This window comes from Arthrobacter oryzae (genome assembly GCF_030812315.1).
GTDB lineage: Bacteria > Actinomycetota > Actinomycetes > Actinomycetales > Micrococcaceae > Arthrobacter > Arthrobacter oryzae_B.
Window position 1 is genome coordinate 109175 of the sequence record NZ_JAUSSM010000001.1, and the last position, 20952, is coordinate 130126.

Here is a 20952-nt window from a genome sequence, read left to right on the forward strand (position 1 = left end):
CAGCTGATCCATCGACGTGCCGTCCGAGACGTGCAACATCATGGTCAGCCTGGGTCCCGGGTCATATAGCGGAACCGGACTGGTAGCGCTGCGGAGTCATTCTGCAGGGCTTTTCAACGGGGGAGATCTGAAAACGCCTGAAGGTCTGTGGAAGGATCCCTCTTGGTCGCCTCGAGCACCTCTAATGTAAACAACGCTACCGCTATCAATGCCGACAGCACCGATGGTGCCACTCGCCGGCTCTCATTCGCAAAGATTCACGAACCTCTTGACGTTCCGAATCTGCTTGCCCTGCAAACGGACAGCTTCGACTGGCTGGTCGGAAACGAACGCTGGCAGGCACGCGTTGCGAAGGCCGTCGAAGAAGGCGACCTCAGTGTCGCCACTAGCTCCGGTCTGTCTGACATCTTCGAAGAGATCTCCCCGATCGAGGATTTCCAGGGCACCATGTCCCTGAGCTTCTCCGATCCGGAGTTCGCTGACCCCAAATACACCATGGCCGAGTGCAAGGACCGGGACGCTACGTACTCGGCTCCGCTGTACGTTAAAGCCGAGTTCATGAACAACAACACGGGCGAAATCAAGCAGCAGACCGTGTTCATGGGTGACTTCCCGCTGATGACCGAGAAGGGCACCTTCGTCGTCAACGGCACCGAGCGTGTCGTTGTCTCCCAGCTGGTCCGTTCCCCGGGCGCCTACTTCGAGCGCACCGCTGACAAGACCAGCGACAAGGACATCTTCACTGCGAAGATCATCCCGTCCCGCGGTGCCTGGTTCGAGCTCGAGATCGACAAGCGCGACCAGGTCGGCGTTCGCCTTGACCGCAAGCGCAAGCAGTCCGTCACGGTGCTGCTGAAGGCCCTCGGCTGGACCGAAGGCCAGATCCTCGAAGAGTTCGGCCAGTACGACTCCATGCGCGCAACGCTGGAGAAGGACGCCACCGAAACCCGCGAAGACGCCTTGCTGGACATCTACCGGAAGCTGCGACCGGGCGAGCCGCCCACCGTTGAGGCTGCCCAGTCCCTGCTGGACAACCTGTACTTCAACTCCAAGCGCTACGATCTGGCCAAGGTCGGCCGTTACAAGATCAACCGCAAGCTTGGCATCGACCGCTCCCTTGGTGACAAGGAAGCTTCGGTCCTGCACGTTGAAGACATCGTTGCAATGATCAAGTTCCTGGTTGCACTGCACGCCGGCGAGAAGACCCTCACCGGCAAGCGCGACGGCCAGGACCACGAGCTGCGCGTCGAGATCGATGACATCGACCACTTCGGCAACCGCCGCATCCGCGCCGTCGGCGAGCTTATCGAGAACCAGGTCCGCACGGGCCTGTCCCGTATGGAGCGCGTTGTCCGCGAGCGTATGACCACGCAGGACGTCGAGGCCATCACGCCGCAGACGCTCATCAACATCCGCCCGGTTGTGGCAGCCATCAAGGAGTTCTTCGGAACTTCCCAGCTGTCGCAGTTCATGGACCAGAACAACCCGCTGTCGGGTCTGACCCACAAGCGCCGTCTGTCCGCGCTTGGCCCGGGTGGTCTGTCCCGTGACCGTGCAGGCATGGAAGTTCGAGACGTTCACCCGTCCCACTACGGACGTATGTGCCCCATCGAAACTCCTGAAGGCCCGAACATTGGTCTGATCGGTTCGCTGGCTTCCTACGGCCGCATCAACCCCTTCGGCTTCATCGAGACGCCTTACCGTCTCGTGTCCGAAGGTGTCGTTTCCGATGAGGTCCAGTACCTGACGGCCGACGACGAAGCAGAGGTCCTGATTGCACAGGCCAACGCTCCGCTGGACGAGAACAAGAAGTTCGCCGAAGAGACTGTCCTGGTCCGCGCCCGTGGTGGTGGAGGCGAGCCTGTGCTGGTTCCCGCCGCCGACGTCGAGTTCATGGACGTTTCCCCGCGCCAGATGGTGTCCGTGGCTACGGCCCTGATCCCGTTCCTCGAGCATGACGATGCTAACCGCGCACTCATGGGTGCCAACATGCAGCGCCAAGCCGTGCCGCTGGTCCGCTCCGAGGCGCCGTTCGTCGGTACCGGCATGGAGCGCGCCGCAGCAGTCGACGCCGGTGACGTTGTCATCGCGAAGAAGGCCGGTGTGGTCACCGAGGTGTCCGCTGAACTCGTCATCATGCTCAACGACGACGGCACGGAAACCAACTACCGCATCAACAAGTTCGCCCGTTCCAACCAGGGCAACTGCTACAACCACCGTGTCCTGGTGAGCGAAGGCCAGCGCCTCGAAGTCGGCGGCATCATCGCTGACGGCCCGGCAACGGACCAGGGTGAACTCGCCCTCGGCAAGAACCTGCTCGTGGCATTCATGTCATGGGAAGGCCACAACTTCGAGGACGCCATCATCCTCTCGCAGCGCATTGTTGCCGAGGACGTTCTTTCCTCCATCCACATCGAGGAGCACGAGATCGATGCCCGCGACACCAAGCTTGGTGCCGAGGAAATCACCCGTGACATCCCCAACGTGTCCGAGGAAGTCCTGGCAGGCCTGGACGAGCGCGGCATCATCCACATCGGTGCCGAGGTTGAAGCCGGCGACATCCTGGTCGGAAAGGTCACCCCGAAGGGTGAAACCGAACTGACCCCGGAAGAACGCCTGCTGCGCGCCATCTTCGGTGAGAAGTCCCGTGAAGTCCGCGATACCTCCCTGAAGGTTCCGCACGGCGAGTCCGGCACCGTCATCGGCGTCCGCGTCTTCGACCGCGACAACGACGACGAACTGCCCCCGGGCGTCAACCAGCTGGTCCGCGTCTACGTGGCCGCCAAGCGCAAGATCACCGACGGCGACAAGCTCGCCGGCCGTCACGGCAACAAGGGTGTTATCTCCAAGATCCTCCCGATCGAGGACATGCCCTTCCTTGCCGACGGTACCCCCGTTGATATCGTCCTGAACCCGCTGGGTGTTCCGGGCCGTATGAACGTCGGCCAGGTGCTCGAAACGCACCTCGGCTGGGTTGCCAAGACCGGTTGGAAGATCGAAGGCGAGCCCGAATGGGTCAAGCAGCTGCCGAACCTGCCGCGCGAGAGTGGCTCGACCACTGTTGCAACGCCGGTCTTCGACGGTGCGCGTGAAGAGGAAATCACGGGCCTGCTCGATTCCACGAACGTGACCCGCGACGGTGACCGCCTGATCAACTCATCCGGCAAGACCCGCCTGTTTGACGGCCGCTCCGGCGAGCCGTTCCCGGATCCGATCTCGGTCGGCTACATGTACATCCTGAAGCTCCACCACCTGGTGGACGACAAGATCCACGCACGCTCCACCGGCCCGTACTCCATGATCACGCAGCAGCCGCTGGGTGGTAAGGCACAGTTCGGTGGCCAGCGCTTCGGTGAAATGGAAGTGTGGGCGCTCGAAGCTTATGGCGCCGCTTACACGCTCCAGGAACTCCTCACGATCAAGTCGGATGATATCCACGGTCGTGTGAAGGTCTACGAAGCAATCGTCAAGGGCGAGAACATCCCCGAGCCGGGCGTTCCTGAGTCCTTCAAGGTCTTGATCAAGGAAATGCAGTCGCTGTGCCTGAACGTGGAAGTGCTTTCCACGGACGGAACCACAATTGAAATGCGTGACTCTGATGACGCAGTCTTCACGGCTGCGGAAGAACTGGGCATCGATCTGTCTCGTGCAGAGCCCAGTTCCGTAGAAGAGGTTTAGCAGGGGGTTTACCGGGAAAAGCACGCGGCCCCGCCGCGCTGACTTTTCCCGGTAAGCCACCTCCCTCTTCCCGTAACCCAAGACTTCAGAATTTAGAGAACAAGAGAGAACAGGGACCATATGTCCAGCGAATCCTCCTTCGGCCTCATGCAGATCGGCCTCGCCACCGCGGAAGACATCCGTGGCTGGTCTTACGGCGAGGTTAAGAAGCCGGAAACCATCAACTACCGCACGCTCAAGCCCGAGAAGGACGGCCTCTTCTGCGAGAAGATCTTCGGCCCGTCCCGCGACTGGGAATGCTACTGCGGCAAGTACAAGCGCGTGCGCTTCAAGGGCATCATTTGCGAGCGGTGTGGCGTTGAGGTCACCCGTGCAAAGGTCCGCCGTGAGCGCATGGGCCACATCGAGCTGGCCGCCCCGGTTACGCACATCTGGTACTTCAAGGGTGTTCCGTCCCGCCTGGGCTACCTCCTTGACCTGGCACCGAAGGACCTCGAAAAGGTCATCTACTTCGCTGCTTACATGATCACGAGCGTTGACGCCGACAGCCGCCACGAGGAACTGCCCAACCTGCAGGTTGAGCACGACATCGAGAAGAAGCAGCTCGTCGACAACCGCGACTCCGACATCGCCACGATCGCCCGCGACCTCGAGAACGAGCTTGCCCGTCTCGAAGGCGAAGGCGCCAAGGCTGCCGACAAGAAGAAGGCCCGCGACTCCGCGGACCGTCAGATGGCCAACGTGCGTAAGCGTGCCGACGCCGACATCGAGCGCCTCGAGCAGGTCTGGGACCGCTTCAAGAACCTGAAGGTCGCCGACCTCGAAGGCGACGAAGGCCTCTACCGCGAACTGCGCGACCGCTACGGCATGTACTTCGAAGGCTCCATGGGTGCCGAAGCCATCAAGAAGCGCCTTGAGAACTTCGACATGCAGGCCGAGTCTGACTCGCTGCGCGACATCATTGCCAACGGCAAGGGCCAGCGCAAGACCCGTGCCCTGAAGCGGCTGAAGGTTGTCAACGCGTTCCTGACCACCAACAACAGCCCGCTCGGCATGGTGCTGGACGCCGTCCCGGTGATCCCGCCGGAACTGCGCCCCATGGTCCAGCTGGACGGTGGCCGCTTCGCGACCTCCGACCTCAACGACCTGTACCGCCGCGTGATCAACCGCAACAACCGTCTCAAGCGACTGCTTGACCTGGGCGCTCCGGAGATCATCGTCAACAACGAGAAGCGCATGCTTCAGGAAGCTGTTGACAGCCTCTTCGACAACGGCCGCCGTGGCCGTCCGGTCACCGGACCGGGCAACCGTCCGCTGAAGTCCCTGAGCGACATGCTCAAGGGCAAGCAGGGCCGCTTCCGCCAGAACCTCCTGGGTAAGCGCGTCGACTACTCCGGCCGTTCGGTTATCGTTGTCGGTCCGCAGCTGAAGCTGCACCAGTGCGGCCTGCCGAAGCAGATGGCACTGGAGCTCTTCAAGCCGTTCGTGATGAAGCGCCTGGTTGACCTCAACCACGCCCAGAACATCAAGTCGGCCAAGCGCATGGTTGAGCGTTACCGTCCGCAGGTCTGGGACGTTCTCGAAGAGATCATCACCGAGCACCCCGTGCTGCTGAACCGTGCACCCACCCTGCACCGCCTCGGCATCCAGGCGTTCGAACCGCAGCTCGTTGAAGGTAAGGCAATCCAGCTGCACCCGCTGGTTTGTGGCGCCTTCAACGCTGACTTCGACGGCGACCAGATGGCAGTTCACCTGCCGCTGAGCCCAGAAGCCCAGGCTGAAGCCCGCATCCTGATGCTGTCCTCGAACAACATCCTGAAGCCGTCTGACGGCCGCCCGGTGACCCTTCCTTCGCAGGATATGATCATCGGCCTCTACCACCTGACCACCAAGCGTGTCGGTTCAGCTGGCGAAGGCCGCATCTTCTCCTCGGTTTCGGAAGCCATCATGGCGTTCGACCTGCACGAGCTGCACCTGAACTCCCAGGTCAAGATCCGGCTTGAGGGCTTCGTCCCTTACGCCGGCTGGGAAGCCCCGGAAGGCTGGGAGCCGGGTCAGACCGCTCTCGTCCAGACCTCTCTGGGCCAGGTCATCTTCAACCAGACCCTGCCCGAGGACTACCCGTGGGTTGAGGCCGTTGCTGACAAGGGCGAGCTGTCCCGCATCGTCAACGACCTCGCCGAGCGCTACCCGAAGGTTGTTACCGCGGCAACGCTGGACAACCTGAAGGATGCCGGTTTCTACTGGGCCACCCGCTCAGGCGTCACCGTTGCTATCTCCGACATCGAGGTTCCGGCCGAGAAGCCGGTCATCCTTGCCGGTTACGAAGAGCGGGCTGCCAAGATCCAGGGCCAGTACGACAAGGGCCTGATCGACGACGACGAGCGTCGCCAGGAACTGATCGAGATCTGGAACAAGGCAACCAACGAGATCGCCCAGGTCATGCGCGACAACCTGTCGCCGATGAACACCATCAACCGCATGGTGTCCTCCGGTGCACGTGGTAACTGGATGCAGGTCCGTCAGATCGCGGGTATCCGTGGCCTGGTGGCCAACCCTAAGGGTGAAATCATCCCGCGTCCGATCAAGTCCTCCTACCGTGAGGGCCTGTCGGTGCTGGAGTACTTCATCGCGACGCACGGTGCCCGTAAGGGTCTGGCTGATACCGCGCTGCGTACCGCCAACTCGGGTTACCTGACCCGTCGACTGGTGGACGTTTCGCAGGACGTCATCGTCCGTGAAGAGGACTGCGGCACCGAACGCGGCCTCGTCACCCCGATTGCCGTGGCTGACGCCAACGGCGAACTGGTGCTGGACGAGAACGTCGAGAACAGCGCATACGCCCGTACCCTGGCCGTGGATGTCGTTGACTCCAAGGGCAAGGTCCTGGCAGCAGGCGGCACCGACTGCGGCGACGTGGTCATTGCCGAACTGTTCGCAGCCGGCATCACTGAGGTCAAGGTCCGCTCCGTACTCACCTGTGAGTCCAGCGTCGGCACCTGCGCCCTCTGCTACGGCCGTTCGCTGGCCACCGGCAAGACCGTGGACATCGGTGAGGCAGTGGGCATCATCGCCGCACAGTCCATCGGTGAGCCGGGTACCCAGCTGACCATGCGTACGTTCCACACCGGTGGTGCAGTTTCCGCCAGCGGCGGCGACGACATCACCCAGGGTCTGCCCCGTATCCAGGAGCTTTTCGAAGCACGTACTCCGAAGGGCGTCGCACCGATTGCAGAAGCAGCCGGCCGCATCGCCATCGAAGAGTCCGAGCGCCAGATGCGCCTGGTCATCACTCCGGATGATGGCAGCGAAGAGATCGCTTACCCGGTCCTGCGCCGCTCTCGCCTCCTGATTGAAGACGGCCAGCACGTCACGGTGGGCCAGAAGCTCATCAACGGCCCGGTCGACCCCAAGCAGGTTCTGCGCATCATGGGCCCCCGTGCTGCTCAGAAGTTCCTGGTGGACGAAGTCCAGGGCGTGTACCGCAGCCAGGGCATCGGTATCCACGACAAGCACGTCGAGGTTATCGTTCGCCAGATGCTGCGCCGCGTCACGGTCATCGAATCCGGTGAATCGGACCTGCTCCCCGGTGAGCTGGCCGAGCGCAGCCGCTTCGAAGACGCCAACCGCCGCGTTGTGTCCGAGGGCAAGACTCCGGCTTCCGGACGTCCTGAGCTCATGGGTATCACCAAGGCATCCCTGGCCACCGAGTCCTGGCTGTCCGCAGCTTCCTTCCAGGAAACCACCCGCGTCCTGACGCAGGCGGCCATGGAAGGCAAGAGCGACCCGCTGCTCGGCCTCAAGGAGAACGTCATCATCGGTAAGCTCATCCCCGCCGGCACGGGCCTCCCGCGCTACACGGAGGTCACGGTGGAGCCGACTGAAGAAGCAAAGGCCAACCTGTTTACAGGCCCGAGCGCATTCAGCGACTTCTCCTACGACACGCTGGGCGGCGACGGAGCTCCTGAGTTCCACGCCATCCCGCTGGATGACTACGACCTCGGCAGCGACTTCCGCTAACCGTTAGTTCGTCGTCAGGCCCCGTCCCACTCCGCTTGAAACAGCGGAGCGGGGCGGGGCCTTTCCTGTTGGCGCAAGTAGCTGACAGTTCGTTGACCCAACTGACTGGCAGTTAACGTCATCAAACGGGCGTTTCGCGACGTTAACTGCCAGTCAGTTGGGATGGTTGGGCCCGATTAAGGCCTGCGGGCCGTCCATGTTAGACTGGATACCAATTGTTATTGTGGCAGTGGATGAGTGCGCCGGTTGAGCTGAAAGGCTAAACCAGAGCGACGTTTCCGGTTTGCAGGGTTCTTGTGCAACGTATGCCACATTTTTGCATGCCTAGGGGCCAACGCTGACGTGAGTCAGGTTTCCCGGTGTGCGATCCGACTATTAAGGCTTCGCCTCAGCTGCTCTGGAGATTCTTCAAAGCTCGGGCGGCGGGGCAAAGCAAAAGGAGAGCGGCTGTCAGCGGCCGCTCCGGATAAAACGGAGAACACGAGAGTGCCTACGATTAACCAGCTGGTCCGGAAGGGCCGCACGCCTAAGGTCAAAAAGACCAAGGCTCCCGCGCTTAACGGCAGCCCGATGCGCCGCGGTGTTTGCACCCGCGTCTACACCACCACCCCGAAGAAGCCGAACTCGGCTCTGCGTAAGGTTGCACGTGTGCGCCTTAACGGTGGCGTTGAAGTCACTGCCTACATCCCCGGTGTAGGCCACAACCTCCAGGAGCACTCCATTGTGCTCGTCCGTGGCGGTCGTGTGAAGGACCTTCCGGGTGTCCGCTACAAGATCGTCCGTGGCGCCCTCGATACCCAGGGTGTGAAGAACCGTAAGCAGGCCCGCAGCCGCTACGGCGCAAAGATGGAGAAGAAGTAATATGCCTCGCAAGGGTCCGGCCCCCAAGCGGCCGCTAGTTCTAGATCCCGTATACGGCTCCCCGCTGGTCACCCAGCTCATCAACAAGGTGCTCGTAGACGGCAAGAAGTCCACCGCTGAGCGCATCGTTTACGGTGCCCTCGAAGGCGCCCGCGCCAAGTCCGGCGGCGACCCCGTTGCAGCCCTCAAGAAGGCCATGGAGAACGTCAAGCCGTCCCTCGAGGTCCGCTCCCGCCGTGTCGGTGGCGCCACCTACCAGGTTCCGGTTGAGGTCAAGCCGGGCCGGTCCACCGCCCTCGCCCTGCGCTGGCTGGTCGGTTACTCCAAGGCCCGCCGCGAAAAGACGATGACCGAGCGCCTCCAGAACGAAATCCTGGATGCCTCCAACGGTCTCGGTGCCGCTGTGAAGCGTCGCGAAGACACCCACAAGATGGCCGAGTCCAACAAGGCCTTCGCACACTACCGCTGGTAATACTTCCCGGACGCCGCCGGCTCAGACGAGCCGGCGGCGAACGTGCAGTCCATCCGAAAGGGAGACCCCGTGGCACAGGACGTGCTTACCGACCTTAGTAAGGTCCGCAACATCGGCATCATGGCCCACATTGATGCCGGCAAGACCACCACCACCGAGCGCATCCTGTTCTACACGGGTGTGAACCACAAGATCGGCGAAACGCACGACGGCGCTTCGACCACCGACTGGATGGAACAGGAAAAGGAACGCGGCATCACCATCACGTCTGCCGCCGTGACCTGCTTCTGGGACAACAACCAGATCAACATCATCGACACCCCCGGCCACGTGGACTTCACCGTTGAGGTTGAGCGCTCACTGCGCGTCCTCGACGGCGCCGTCGCCGTGTTCGACGGCAAGGAAGGCGTGGAGCCGCAGTCCGAGACTGTCTGGCGCCAGGCTGACAAGTACAACGTTCCGCGTATCTGTTTCGTCAACAAGATGGACAAGCTCGGCGCTGACTTCTACTTCACCGTCGACACCATCATCGGCCGCCTCGGCGCGAAGCCGCTGGTTATGCAGCTGCCGATCGGTGCCGAGAACGACTTCATTGGCGTCGTGGATCTCCTTGAGATGCGCGCACTGGTGTGGCCCGGCGATGCCAAGGGTGACGTCACCATGGGTGCCAAGTACGAGGTCCAGGAGATCCCCGCCGATCTCCAGGCCAAGGCTGAAGAGTACCGCGCAACGCTCATCGAGACCGTTGCCGAGGCTACCGAAGAGCTGATGGAGAAGTACCTCGAAGGTGAAGAAATCACCGTCGATGAGCTCAAGGCCGGCATCCGCAAGATGACGATCAGCTCCGAGCTGTACCCGGTGTTCTGTGGTTCTGCCTTCAAGAACCGTGGCGTTCAGCCGATGCTCGATGCGGTCGTCGACTACCTGCCGAACCCGCTCGACGTCCCCCCGATGATCGGTCACGATCCTCGCGACGAAGAGAAGGAACTGACCCGCAAGCCGTCTTCCGAAGAGCCGTTCTCTGCACTGGCATTCAAGATCGCCGCGCACCCGTTCTTCGGCCAGCTCACCTTCATCCGCGTGTACTCCGGTCACGTGGAAGCAGGCGCCCAGGTGGTTAACTCCACCAAGGGCAAGAAGGAGCGCATCGGCAAGCTGTTCCAGATGCACGCCAACAAGGAAATGCCCGTTGAGGGCGCTACCGCCGGCCACATCTACGCAGCCATCGGTCTGAAGGACACCACCACGGGCGACACCCTGTGCGACTCCAGCAACCAGATCGTCCTCGAGTCCATGAGCTTCCCGGAGCCCGTGATCTCGGTTGCCATCGAGCCGAACACCAAGGGTGACCAGGAGAAGCTCTCCACGGCCATCCAGAAGCTCTCCGCTGAGGACCCGACCTTCCAGGTCTCCCTCAACGAAGACACCGGCCAGACCATCATCGCCGGCATGGGCGAGCTCCACCTGGACATCCTGGTGGACCGCATGCGCCGCGAATTCAAGGTCGAGGCAAACGTTGGCAAGCCGCAGGTTGCTTACCGCGAGACCATCAAGCGTGCTGTAGAGCGTCACGACTACACGCACAAGAAGCAGACCGGTGGTTCCGGCCAGTTCGCAAAGATCCAGATTGCGATCGAGCCGTTGGACACTTCCGACGGCGAGCTGTACGAGTTCGAGAACAAGGTCACTGGTGGCCGTATCCCGCGCGAATACATTCCGTCTGTTGATGCAGGTATCCAGGATGCACTGAACGACGGCGTCCTGGCTGGCTACCCGGTTGTCGGCATCAAGGCCACGCTGATTGACGGCGCGTACCACGATGTTGACTCCTCGGAAATGGCGTTCAAGATCGCTGGCCGTATGGCTTTCAAGGAAGCCGCACGCAAGGCGAACCCCATCCTGCTTGAACCGCTGATGGATGTCGAGGTCCGCACCCCTGAGGAATACATGGGTGAAGTTATTGGTGACCTCAACTCCCGTCGTGGCCAGATGCAGTCCATGGAGGATGCTCAGGGCGTCAAGGTTATCCGCGCACACGTCCCGCTGTCCGGCATGTTCGGCTACATCGGCGACCTGCGTTCAAAGACCCAGGGCCGCGCTGTGTACTCCATGACGTTCCACAGCTACGCCGAGGTCCCGAAGGCATTTGCCGACGAGATCATCCAGAAGACCCGCGGCGAGTAGTCCACCGGACTTTCAAAGCGACAAACTCGGGTGCGTTTCCGAATTCGGAAACTAGCCCGGTGCAGGTGGCCGATACCAGGCCAGATGCAATCCGGTCATAACCGGGTGCCGGCCATCTGCGCGAACAGGCTCGAGGGACTAGTATTAGTTCCTGAATCTGCAATTTCACCAATCCAAAGCCCCCCAAGTAGACTTACTGAAGTTTCGGCCGCGACAAGCGCGACTGAAGGGTAAGTCATTTGAAAACGTTCTAGGAGGAACCTGTGGCAAAGGCAAAGTTCGAGCGGACTAAGCCGCACGTTAACATCGGTACCATTGGTCACGTTGACCACGGTAAGACGACGTTGACGGCCGCCATTTCCAAGGTGCTGTACGACAAGTACCCGACTCTCAACGAGAAGCGTGACTTCGCGTCGATTGACTCTGCTCCCGAAGAGCGTCAGCGCGGCATTACCATCAACATCTCCCACGTTGAGTACCAGACCGAGAAGCGCCACTACGCACACGTAGACGCTCCGGGTCACGCTGACTACATCAAGAACATGATCACCGGCGCTGCTCAGATGGACGGTGCAATCCTCGTGGTTGCCGCCACTGACGGCCCGATGGCTCAGACCCGCGAGCACGTTCTGCTCGCCCGCCAGGTTGGTGTTCCCTACCTGCTGGTGGCACTGAACAAGGCTGACATGGTCGATGACGAGGAACTCCTCGACCTCGTTGAAATGGAAGTTCGTGAGCTCCTGAGCTCGCAGGGCTTCGATGGCGACGAAGCACCGGTCGTTCGCGTTTCCGGCCTCAAGGCACTGGAAGGCGACCCCGAGTGGGTCAAGTCCGTTGAGGACCTGATGGCTGCTGTCGACGAGTCTGTTCCGGACCCCGTACGTGACCGTGACAAGCCGTTCCTGATGCCGATCGAAGACGTCTTCACGATCACCGGCCGTGGCACCGTTGTTACGGGCCGCGCCGAGCGTGGAACCCTCGCGATCAACTCTGAGGTCGAGATCGTCGGCATCCGCCCGGTCCAGAAGACCACGGTTACCGGTATCGAGATGTTCCACAAGCAGCTCGACGAAGCATGGGCCGGCGAGAACTGTGGCCTCCTGCTCCGCGGTCTGAAGCGTGATGACGTAGAGCGTGGCCAGGTTGTCGTCAAGCCGGGTTCAATCACCCCGCACACCGACTTCGAGGCTAACGTCTACATCCTCTCCAAGGACGAAGGCGGACGTCACAACCCGTTCTACTCCAACTACCGCCCGCAGTTCTACTTCCGTACCACGGACGTAACCGGCGTTATCACCCTGCCGGAAGGCACGGAAATGGTTATGCCCGGCGACAACACTGAGATGACCGTTGCGCTCATCCAGCCCATCGCCATGGAAGACGGCCTCGGCTTCGCAATCCGCGAAGGCGGCCGCACCGTTGGTTCGGGACGCGTCACCAAGATCATCAAGTAGTTTGATGATCAGGGATCAGCACGCCGTCTGACGGTCGTCTGATACTTATCAACAGCCCCGCTGCGAATGTCGCAGCGGGGCTGTTTTTTGCTATGATTTATCCAATCGCTGGATAAATTGCTGGGAAGCTTGCAGCTGCGGCGATGACACCGAAAGGAACCGAGATGTGGTCCGCCTTCTTGACGCTTCTGCTCATCATTACCGCCGTTCTGTTGTTCGTCTCCCGGCATTCCATTCGCCAGTTGAAAGCAGGCGCCGGCGAGGCCTACCGGAACGGGTTCATGGCTGGCCACGTCCAAGGGTGGCATGACGCCACCATGGCTGCTCCGCTGCAGCCCCAGGTCACAGCCCAGGCCGCCACGCCGGCGCCAGCCGGCCCCGCGCTCGGCTGGCCCGAGTTTCCGGTGGCACCGGCACCGGCACCGGCACCGGCACCGGCACCGGCACTGGCACAGGAACAGCCACTGTCAGCGGTGCCGGCCTTGATGCCGGACTGGGCCCCCGCGGCACCGGCTCAGCAGCCGTTCACCCACCTGCCGATGCCGGTCCGCCCAAATGATGGGGCGGCGTTCGAGGAGCCGGCCTTAGCCGGGGCCCCGCCCGAGGAATCACCGGCCGAACTGTTGGCGCGCAAGGAGAAACGCGAGCGGCAGAACATCAATGTCACGCTGTATGTTGCCAGTTTGCTGCTGGTGGCGGCAGGGGCACTCTTCGTGGGCACAAGCCTGCCGGCCGGGCTGCGTTTTGCCGGCGTTTGCCTCATCACAGTGTTCTTCTACGGCGCCGGATTTGCGCTCCACGCCAAGGTTCCGCGGCTGCGTCCTGCCGCCGTAGCGTTCACCGGAACCGGCCTTGCGTTGGTCCCCGTCGCCGGCCTGGCAATGTATTACTTTGCCGTGCAGGACGGGCCCCTCGCCTGGCTCCTGACCTCCGTCGTTGGAACGCTGGCCTACGTCGCTGCCGCCATACGGCTCGAAAGCCGGGTGCTGGCGTACCTGTCCCTCACGTTTGTGGTTTCGACGGCGTGGTCCGGAGTTTCCGTTCTCGGTGCTTCGCTCGTATGGTACTTCGCGGCCATGATCGGCTTCGCGGCGGCGATGACGTTGGTAACTCTGGCGAGGCCGCGCTGGGTTCCGCCCCTGTTCCTGCGCCCCGTCATGCTCCTTGACCCGTTCGTGGTTCCCGCCGTGGCCCTCGCGGCAACGATTCTGCCGTTGCGTTTGGACCGCGGCGAGTTCGCGCTGATCATGGCACTCTGCGGAACGTACTTCGCGCTGGCGGCTGCCACGCCGTCTGCCGGGCACCGTCTGCTGAAGACCTATGGTGCCCGACTGGCGATCACAATTGCGGCATCCGCGTGGGCCTGGCACCTTACCGGTAGTTTCACCTGGTGCCTTGTAACGGCCGGGTTTCTGCTGGCCCTGCAATCGGTGGTGACGGCCGCGTCGGCGGCCACGCTGCAACGGTGGTGTCCTGCCCGGGAGGGAGAAAAGCACTGGCGGGCTGACTCGCTCTACACCTTTGGAAGCCAACTTCTGTTGGTCGTGCTCATGCTGCTGCCAGCACCCGGCAGCCAGGACGGCCTGCTGCTCTGGGCGGTGCTTGCCAGCGTAGCCACCGGCATGATTATTGCGGTGAAAGCGGGGGAAGCTGCTGAATGGGCACCACCGGCGGCGCTGGCCACGGGCATCATCGCAGGCGTACAGCTGGGGCCATGGCTGGTCCTGAACCTTTTGGCGGCTGGACTGCTGTTTTGGGCTGTGCGGGCGGCGGGCGCCCGTTCACCGCTACGCTCCTACTTCATCCTGTCTGCGCGGATAGCGGGCACGTTGGCCGTCCCGGCTCTGACCTCCGCCCTGATGGAGGGGAGCCAGGAAGCACTTTCTGGAGCCATCTTTGCCCTGTCGCTGGCCCTCGTTCTACAGCAGCTTGCCTCGGCGGCCGCAGAGCGGGCCGGCGCCGGGGTCCTCGTCCCCATGCCCACGCTTGTCGGGTTTACTGCCGCCGGAATCGTTGGCCTTGTGGCGCTGTCCGTCACGGATTCCACGGCAGGGAAACTACTCTTGGCCATCGCCCTTGTGGTCCAGCTCGTGGCTTCGCTGGCGGGAGGTTTGATCCTGTTTCCGCGTCTCGGCGTGGGCGTTGCATGGCAACCGGCAGCTGCGGAGGCGTTGCCCCTGGCAGTCTCGGCGACTGTTGCATTGACGGCCTACACGAGTGTCTCGCTGGGAATGGGCAACGGCGTCCTGCTGCTCGTGGTCCTCTATCTTGGCGTCTCGGCGCTACGCTCAACCGTCGTCATCCGGCGTTGGACTTACTGGTGGACGGCCAGGGCCGGGGCAACGCTCCTGTTGGTGCTGGCCTACGGCCAGCTCCAGGAATCCATAGGGCCGGTGTTGTTCGGCGGCCAGGAAATCTCGCTCGCCACGGTCCTGATCGTAGCTTTGGGTGCTCAGCTCGTGTTCCCGCTTGCCGCCGCGGTACGCGACCGCGCTCCGGACGCGGTGGTGGCCGACGTCGCCCTGGTTTTGATGCTGCAGACTGCCACCTTGGCGGCGGGCCTGATTCTGCCGCACACGACGACTAGCGAGGGAACATGGGACTGGCAACGAACCCTCACCATCACCGTTATGGCCCTCAGCGCAGTGGCGTCCGGGTACGTGTTCCGGGATCTGGCGGCAGCAGCAGCTTTTGCACCGTCGATGCTGGCGGTACTGCTTGTCTGCAGCGGAGGCCGCCTGTCCGACGTCGAACTTGTGCTTGGCATCTTCGCAGCCTTCAGCGCCGCCATGGTGGTTGCGGTGGGACCGCGGCAGGCGAAAGGCGCGTACTTCGCCGCGGCGCGCCTGCTGACAGCGGCGCTTGCAATGGTTTTCAGCTTCGACATCACGGCGTCCGGCACGGCAGTGTCACTGACCTTCGCCGGCGTGCTGGCCTTCCAGCACGTCGTCCGCTGGTTCATGCGGCACCGGCTGGAACAGGTACCGTTCCAGGACGCCGCAGTTTGGCTGACCCTTGGCGCGCAGGCAGTCCTGCCCGCGCTCTATGTGATCCAGGGCGGCGGAGCCTCTGCCATCTACGCGGCCGAGGGCGGGCGGGGAGTTGTCCTCCTGGAGCTACTGCTGCTTCTGCTGGGTGCGGTTGCCGCCCATCGGCTGTTCGCGGCACGCGGGGCGCACTACCTGTGCGTGTACGGCGGCGTGTTTGCGGTGGTGGCATCGGGACCGGCACTGCAGTTCGGGGCAGGAACTGCTCTCGCGGCGCCGCTTCTGAGCTGGGACGGCGTCCCGCTGGCCCTTTTGGCTGCATCACTCGCCTTCAACGTCGCTGGGATCCGACGGCGTCGGCTCACCGATGCTTCGCCCGAAGCCGGCGTGGACCGCTGGTTCTGGCTGGCCGGGGCTGCTGTTCCCGCCCTCACCGCCGGACTTGCCGCCGGCCAGGCCGCGGACTGGATCTCCGGCGTCACACTACTGGTGCTGGCCGCCACCGGGTTTACTGCATCGCACGTGGAACGCAAACCGCTGCTGTATCCGCCGGCCGCAGCGCTCGTCCTAACAGGTGCCACCCTCGTTGCCGTCACCGTGTTCCGGGGCGCCAAGGGGGAGTGGGGGGCCTACCTGCCATGGCTGGCCGGATGCGGGTTGGCAGCACTCGTTCTCTACGGTGCCAGCTTCGCGCTCAGGGACCAGGATGGGGTGCGGCGGCGGACGCTGGTCTCCGCAGCGGCGCTCGGGCTGGCCACAGCTGCCGTGGCCGGCATGTTGCGCGATGCCACATCACTGACGGCGGCGCTCCTCGTGGCCGCAACCGTGGCCGTGGTTGTGCGGGAAGTTCCGGTCCGGGCGCGGAGGGTGACTCTCGAGATTGGCGCGTTCCTGGTGACGGTTGCTCTGCAGCGTGCAGTCCTCATCACGGACGGCCGCCTACAGGAGCCGTTCTGGGCGGTGCAGTGGTACGTCCTGTTGGCCGCAGCCCTGGCCGCGCTGCGCTTTGCTGCCGGATTCCGGCCGGCGGGCCGGATGCTCCTGGGGTCGGGCGCCGCATTGCTTGGCCTGAGCGGGCTGGGGATTCTGTTCGGGGGATCCGGAAGTCAGCAGCTGTGGGTCCTGGCCGTTCACGCTGCACTGCTGCTGTCAGGACTGCTCATCGGAGAACGGATGTTCGTCTGGTGGGGTGCAGGTGGAGTCGCCTTGTGCCTGATGTGGGCCCTTCGGTCCTACACGTTCGCGCTGCTGGCTATGATCGCCGTCGGGCTCATCGCTTTTGCCCTGTGGAAGCTGGCCCGCGCCAAGCCGGAGGCGCCGGCTGACGGACGGCCGCAATCCGAAGCGCAACCGACCCCCGACGGGCAGCAGGATCGTTTGTACTGAAGCCTTGGTAAGGTTGCTGACAACGAAAGGACAGCATCATGGAATGGATTATTTTCTTCCTGGTTGCCGCTGCGGTTGTCGCCGGAGTTTTTTGGGCGAAGAAGCACTTCCGCCAAGAGATTGACCGCGCCAAGCGCATCAACCGCGCCAACAAGAACCAGTAGGCCGGCGCTCAGGCCCTGCGCGCCCTGCTCAACGCCTGGAACCAGTAGAAGGATTCCTTGGGCGTGCGCTCCAGCGTGTCGAAGTCCACGTGGATCAGCCCGAAACGCTGGGAGTATCCAGCCGCCCATTCGAAGTTGTCCAGCAACGTCCACACGTAGTAGCCCAGCAACTTCACGTCCTCGGCAATACCGCCCGGGGACGTCGCGGCCAGCGCGTGGCCAAGATGGCTGGCCAGGTATTCGATCCGTTTTGTGTCGGCAATCGGACCGGAAACGTGTTCCGGTTCCGGGAAGCTCGCCCCGCTCTCCGTGATGTATAGGGGTGGCAAGGCATCACCGTACCGGTCCTTCATTTCGCGGAGCAGGATGCCGAGGTGTTCAGGGGCAACCGGCCAGCCGAATCCGGTGGTCTCGTACTCCGGGTAGCCCACTTCGTGGAACGGCAACTGGGCCAGTGCCGCAGAATTATTCGCCGGAACGCTGACCGTTCCCCGGCCCAGGGCCACTTTTACGGGGTAGTAGTAATTGAGTCCGTAGAAGTCCAGAGGCTGGTGGATGGTCCGGAGGTCGGCGTCGGTGATTTTGCCCATGGAGCGGAACCACGGCCGGACCACGAGCGGCAGCTTCGGGTAGCGGCCCAGCAGGACGGGGTCCGCGTACACACGGTTCATTAGAATGTCGAAAATCCTCGCCACCATCCTGTCGCCACGCTTGCTGGTTGCCGGCCGGACAGGGGAGTGGAGGTTGGTCACGCCTACGGCCCCGGCGACCCCGACACTTCGCAGTGCCTGGACCGCGAGGCCGTGTGCCAGCAGCTGGTGATGGATTGAAGGCAGGGCGTTGAACAGGAGGTCGTGGCCGGGCGCATGGACGCCGAGTGCATATCCGTTGAGTGTCACGGAAACCGGTTCGTTGAGGGTGACCCACTGGGCAACCCGGTCGCCGAACCTTTCTCCGGCGGCTGCGCTGTACTCGGCAAAACGCTCCGCCGTGGACCTGTTCATCCAGCCGCCGCTGTGCTCGAGCGGCAGGGGAGTGTCCCAGTGGTACAGCGTAGCCATCGGAGAGATGCCGGCGTCGAGCAGTTGGTCGATTAGCCGGTCATAGAAGTCAAGGCCCTGGCTGTTGAAGGGACCGCGGCCGTCAGGCTGGATCCGGGGCCAGGAAATGGAGAACCGGTAGGAGTCGACGCCCAGATCGCGCATCAGGGCCACGTCTTCGCCGGAGCGGTTGTAATGGTCGCAGGCAACGGCAGGGGAGTGGCCGTCCATGATGCTTCCCGGCTTTTCGGCAAAGGCATCCCAGCCGGAGGGCCCGCGCCCGTCAGCTTTGAGGGATCCTTCAATCTGGAAGGCGGCGGCCGCCACACCCAGGGTGAATTCCGGACCCAGCCGACCGGCCAGGCTCTGCAACGCCGCAGAGTTCTGCACAGTCATGTCCCTATCATCCATTCGGCCCTTGCTGAAGGCAATGACCCCTGCTCAGCCTGATTCGCTTCTGTCCATAAAATCCGGCATACTAGATGAGTTGTTCAAGCGCTCCTTCGCGTCCCGATCCGGATAATGCCGGGTGTCAGGGTCCAAGTAGGAGACCAAACATAACCCACTCCCCATGGAACTGCGGACGAGTACGCGTGCACAGCGCGACACGCCCGACCGCGGGGGTCGGTTACGCCGGCAGGTTGAGGAACCCGGATTCTTCCGGATTCAGCTTGTGCGGCGGGTGGTAGTTACGACTTCAAATGCTTCGGCAGCCGCACAACGCGTAAGTAAACAGGGCAGCCCCAAACAGGGGAAGCACAGACTGAAAGAGAGTCAGGCGACATGGCGGGACAAAAAATCCGCATCCGGCTGAAGTCATACGACCACGAGGTCATTGACGTTTCAGCACGGAAGATCGTTGAGACGGTCACGCGCGCAGGCGCAACGGTAGTTGGCCCCGTGCCGCTGCCGACGGAGAAGAACGTGTACTGCGTTATCCGCTCTCCGCACAAGTACAAGGACAGCCGCGAGCACTTTGAAATGCGCACGCACAAGCGTCTGATCGACATCATCGACCCCACGCCGAAGGCTGTTGACTCGCTTATGCGTCTCGACCTGCCGGCTGACGTGAACATCGAAATCAAGCTGTAGGGAGGTGCTGAGAGACTATGACCGCAACCCGTAACGTAAAGGGCCTGCTGGGCACGAAGCTCGGCATGACCCAGGTCTGGGACGAGAACAACAAGCTCATCCCCGTCACTGTTGTCCAGGCTGACTCAAACGTCATCACCCAGCTGCGTAACGCAGAAGTTGATGGCTACGTCGCCGTTCAGATCGGCTACGGCCAGATCGATCCCCGCAAGGTCACCAAGCCGCTGGCTGGTCACTTTGAAAAGGCAGGCGTCACGCCTCGCCGTCACGTCGTCGAACTCCGTACCGCAGATGCTGCTGAGTACGAGCTGGGCCAGGAGCTCTCTGTTGAGGTCTTCGAAGCCGGCCAGAAGATCGACGTCGTAGGCACCACCAAGGGTAAGGGCTTCGCCGGTGTTATGAAGCGTCACGGCTTCCACGGCGTTGGAGCTTCCCACGGTGCACACAAGAACCACCGTAAGCCCGGTTCAATCGGTGGCGCATCCACCCCGAGCCGCGTCTTCAAGGGCATGAAAATGGCCGGCCGCATGGGCGCCGTTCGTCACACCACGCTGAACCTCACGGTTCACGCAGTTGACGTCGAGAAGTCGCTGCTCCTCATCAAGGGCGCCGTTCCCGGCGCCCGCGGCCAGGTCGTCCTCGTACGCACCGCCGTGAAGGGAGCCTAGTTCAATGACTAGCACTGTCAAGGTTGACCTGCCTGCAGAGATCTTCGACGTACAGACCAACGTGCCGCTGCTGCACCAGGTTGTCGTTGCCCAGCTCGCTGCTGCTCGCCAGGGTACCCACAAGACCAAGACCCGCGCTGAAGTTTCCGGTGCAGGCCGCAAGCCGTTCAAGCAGAAGGGCACCGGCCGCGCCCGTCAGGGTTCAATCCGTGCTCCTCACATGACCGGTGGTGGCGTTGTCCACGGCCCGACCCCGCGTGACTACAGCCAGCGGACCCCCAAGAAGATGATTGCTGCTGCACTGCGCGGCGCACTGTCTGACCGCGCACGTAACGGCCGCATCCACGTTGTTGCTGAACTGGTAGCCGGCACCAAGCCGTCCGCCAAGGACGCACTGGCAACGCTGCGCGGCGTGTCCGAGCGCAAGAACCTGCTCGTTGTCATCGAGCGCGCCAACGATGTTGCCGCACTGTCCGTGCGTAACCTCGCAGATGTTCACGTTCTGTACGCAGACCAGCTGAACACCTACGACGTGCTCGTCTCTGACGACGTAGTCTTCACCAAGGCTGCCTACGAGGCATTCGTTGCCGCCAAGGCAAAGAACGAGGAGGATGCCAAGTGAGCGCAGCCACCATCAAGGACCCGCGCGACGTTGTGCTTGCACCCGTCGTATCGGAAAAGAGCTACGGCCTGATCGATGAGGGAAAGTACACCTTCCTGGTGGACCCCCGCTCGAACAAGACCGAGATCAAGCTGGCCGTGGAGAAAATTTTCTCCGTCAAGGTCGACTCGATCAACACCATCAACCGTGCCGGTAAGCGCAAGCGCACCAAATTCGGCTGGGGAACCCGCAAAAACACCAAGCGTGCGATTGTGACCCTCAAAGAAGGCACGATCGACATCTTCGGCGGTCCGCTCGCGTAGCGGAGACCACTTTAACGAGGAA

The 20952-nt window shown here is 62.5% G+C and carries 13 protein-coding genes; 12 read left to right on the forward strand and 1 reads right to left on the reverse strand.

The window, feature by feature from the left end; all coding sequences use genetic code 11:
* Nucleotides 1-162 precede the first annotated feature (162 nt).
* The 8 genes from rpoB to J2S97_RS00600 all read left to right on the forward strand — a co-directional run bounded on the left by rpoB (nucleotide 163) and on the right by J2S97_RS00600 (nucleotide 17206).
* Nucleotides 163-3678 carry a DNA-directed RNA polymerase subunit beta gene (gene rpoB, locus J2S97_RS00565; protein WP_011692816.1) on the forward strand — a complete coding sequence of 1172 codons (3516 nt, stop codon included), beginning with the start codon at nucleotides 163-165 and terminating at the stop codon, nucleotides 3676-3678.
* Nucleotides 3679-3798: 120 nt separating this feature from the next.
* Nucleotides 3799-7698 carry a DNA-directed RNA polymerase subunit beta' gene (locus tag J2S97_RS00570; protein WP_307045579.1) on the forward strand — a complete coding sequence of 1300 codons (3900 nt, stop codon included), beginning with the start codon at nucleotides 3799-3801 and terminating at the stop codon, nucleotides 7696-7698.
* Nucleotides 7699-8184: 486 nt separating this feature from the next.
* The gene (gene rpsL / locus J2S97_RS00575; protein ID WP_011692814.1) at nucleotides 8185-8559 is read left to right on the forward strand and encodes a 30S ribosomal protein S12; all 375 of its coding nucleotides are present in this window, start codon (nucleotides 8185-8187) and stop codon (nucleotides 8557-8559) included.
* 1 nt (nucleotide 8560) lies between these two features.
* Nucleotides 8561-9031, forward strand: coding sequence for a 30S ribosomal protein S7 (rpsG, locus tag J2S97_RS00580; RefSeq protein ID WP_011692813.1), 471 nt, complete (start codon nucleotides 8561-8563; stop codon nucleotides 9029-9031).
* Between the two features lie 69 nt (nucleotides 9032-9100).
* Nucleotides 9101-11215 (forward strand): elongation factor G, encoded by a 2115-nt coding sequence (fusA, locus tag J2S97_RS00585; protein WP_307045582.1) that lies wholly within the window; start codon nucleotides 9101-9103, stop codon nucleotides 11213-11215.
* 263 nt (nucleotides 11216-11478) lie between these two features.
* Nucleotides 11479-12669, forward strand: a complete 1191-nt coding sequence (gene tuf, locus J2S97_RS00590; RefSeq protein WP_307045584.1) for an elongation factor Tu — start codon at nucleotides 11479-11481, stop codon at nucleotides 12667-12669.
* A gap of 164 nt (nucleotides 12670-12833) precedes the next feature.
* A complete protein-coding gene (locus J2S97_RS00595; protein WP_307045586.1) occupies nucleotides 12834-17042 on the forward strand; it encodes a hypothetical protein in 4209 nt (1402 codons plus the stop codon).
* A 38-nt stretch (nucleotides 17043-17080) separates the two neighbouring features.
* The gene (locus J2S97_RS00600; protein WP_307045587.1) at nucleotides 17081-17206 is read left to right on the forward strand and encodes a hypothetical protein; all 126 of its coding nucleotides are present in this window, start codon (nucleotides 17081-17083) and stop codon (nucleotides 17204-17206) included.
* A gap of 8 nt (nucleotides 17207-17214) precedes the next feature.
* Here J2S97_RS00600 and J2S97_RS00605 read toward each other — a convergent pair whose 3' ends face one another.
* A complete protein-coding gene (locus J2S97_RS00605) occupies nucleotides 17215-18642 on the reverse strand; it encodes a GH1 family beta-glucosidase (RefSeq protein ID WP_307045589.1) in 1428 nt (475 codons plus the stop codon).
* 387 nt (nucleotides 18643-19029) lie between these two features.
* Here J2S97_RS00605 and rpsJ point away from each other — a divergent pair, with 387 nt between their 5' ends.
* From rpsJ to rplW, 4 genes are read left to right on the forward strand one after another with little or no spacing between them, the layout of a single operon-like run.
* A complete protein-coding gene (gene rpsJ, locus J2S97_RS00610; RefSeq protein ID WP_003803825.1) occupies nucleotides 19030-19338 on the forward strand; it encodes a 30S ribosomal protein S10 in 309 nt (102 codons plus the stop codon).
* A 17-nt stretch (nucleotides 19339-19355) separates the two neighbouring features.
* The gene (rplC, locus tag J2S97_RS00615; protein ID WP_102973689.1) at nucleotides 19356-20006 is read left to right on the forward strand and encodes a 50S ribosomal protein L3; all 651 of its coding nucleotides are present in this window, start codon (nucleotides 19356-19358) and stop codon (nucleotides 20004-20006) included.
* A 4-nt stretch (nucleotides 20007-20010) separates the two neighbouring features.
* Nucleotides 20011-20628 carry a 50S ribosomal protein L4 gene (gene rplD, locus J2S97_RS00620; RefSeq protein ID WP_104172030.1) on the forward strand — a complete coding sequence of 206 codons (618 nt, stop codon included), beginning with the start codon at nucleotides 20011-20013 and terminating at the stop codon, nucleotides 20626-20628.
* The gene (gene rplW / locus J2S97_RS00625; protein ID WP_066293292.1) at nucleotides 20625-20930 is read left to right on the forward strand and encodes a 50S ribosomal protein L23; all 306 of its coding nucleotides are present in this window, start codon (nucleotides 20625-20627) and stop codon (nucleotides 20928-20930) included. Before rplD ends, rplW begins: the two co-directional genes overlap by 4 nt.
* The last annotated feature ends 22 nt before the right edge of the window (nucleotides 20931-20952 follow it).

Coding starts and splice junctions, on each gene's coding strand:
- J2S97_RS00570 (WP_307045579.1), top strand. CDS start 3,799: ATGTCCAGCGAATCCTCCTTCGGCCTCATGCAGATCGGCCTCGCCACC.
- rpsG (WP_011692813.1), top strand. CDS start 8,561: ATGCCTCGCAAGGGTCCGGCCCCCAAGCGGCCGCTAGTTCTAGATCCC.
- J2S97_RS00595 (WP_307045586.1), top strand. CDS start 12,834: ATGTGGTCCGCCTTCTTGACGCTTCTGCTCATCATTACCGCCGTTCTG.
- J2S97_RS00600 (WP_307045587.1), top strand. CDS start 17,081: ATGGAATGGATTATTTTCTTCCTGGTTGCCGCTGCGGTTGTCGCCGGA.
- J2S97_RS00605 (WP_307045589.1), bottom strand. CDS start 18,642: ATGACTGTGCAGAACTCTGCGGCGTTGCAGAGCCTGGCCGGTCGGCTG.
- rpsJ (WP_003803825.1), top strand. CDS start 19,030: ATGGCGGGACAAAAAATCCGCATCCGGCTGAAGTCATACGACCACGAG.
- rplC (WP_102973689.1), top strand. CDS start 19,356: ATGACCGCAACCCGTAACGTAAAGGGCCTGCTGGGCACGAAGCTCGGC.
- rplD (WP_104172030.1), top strand. CDS start 20,011: ATGACTAGCACTGTCAAGGTTGACCTGCCTGCAGAGATCTTCGACGTA.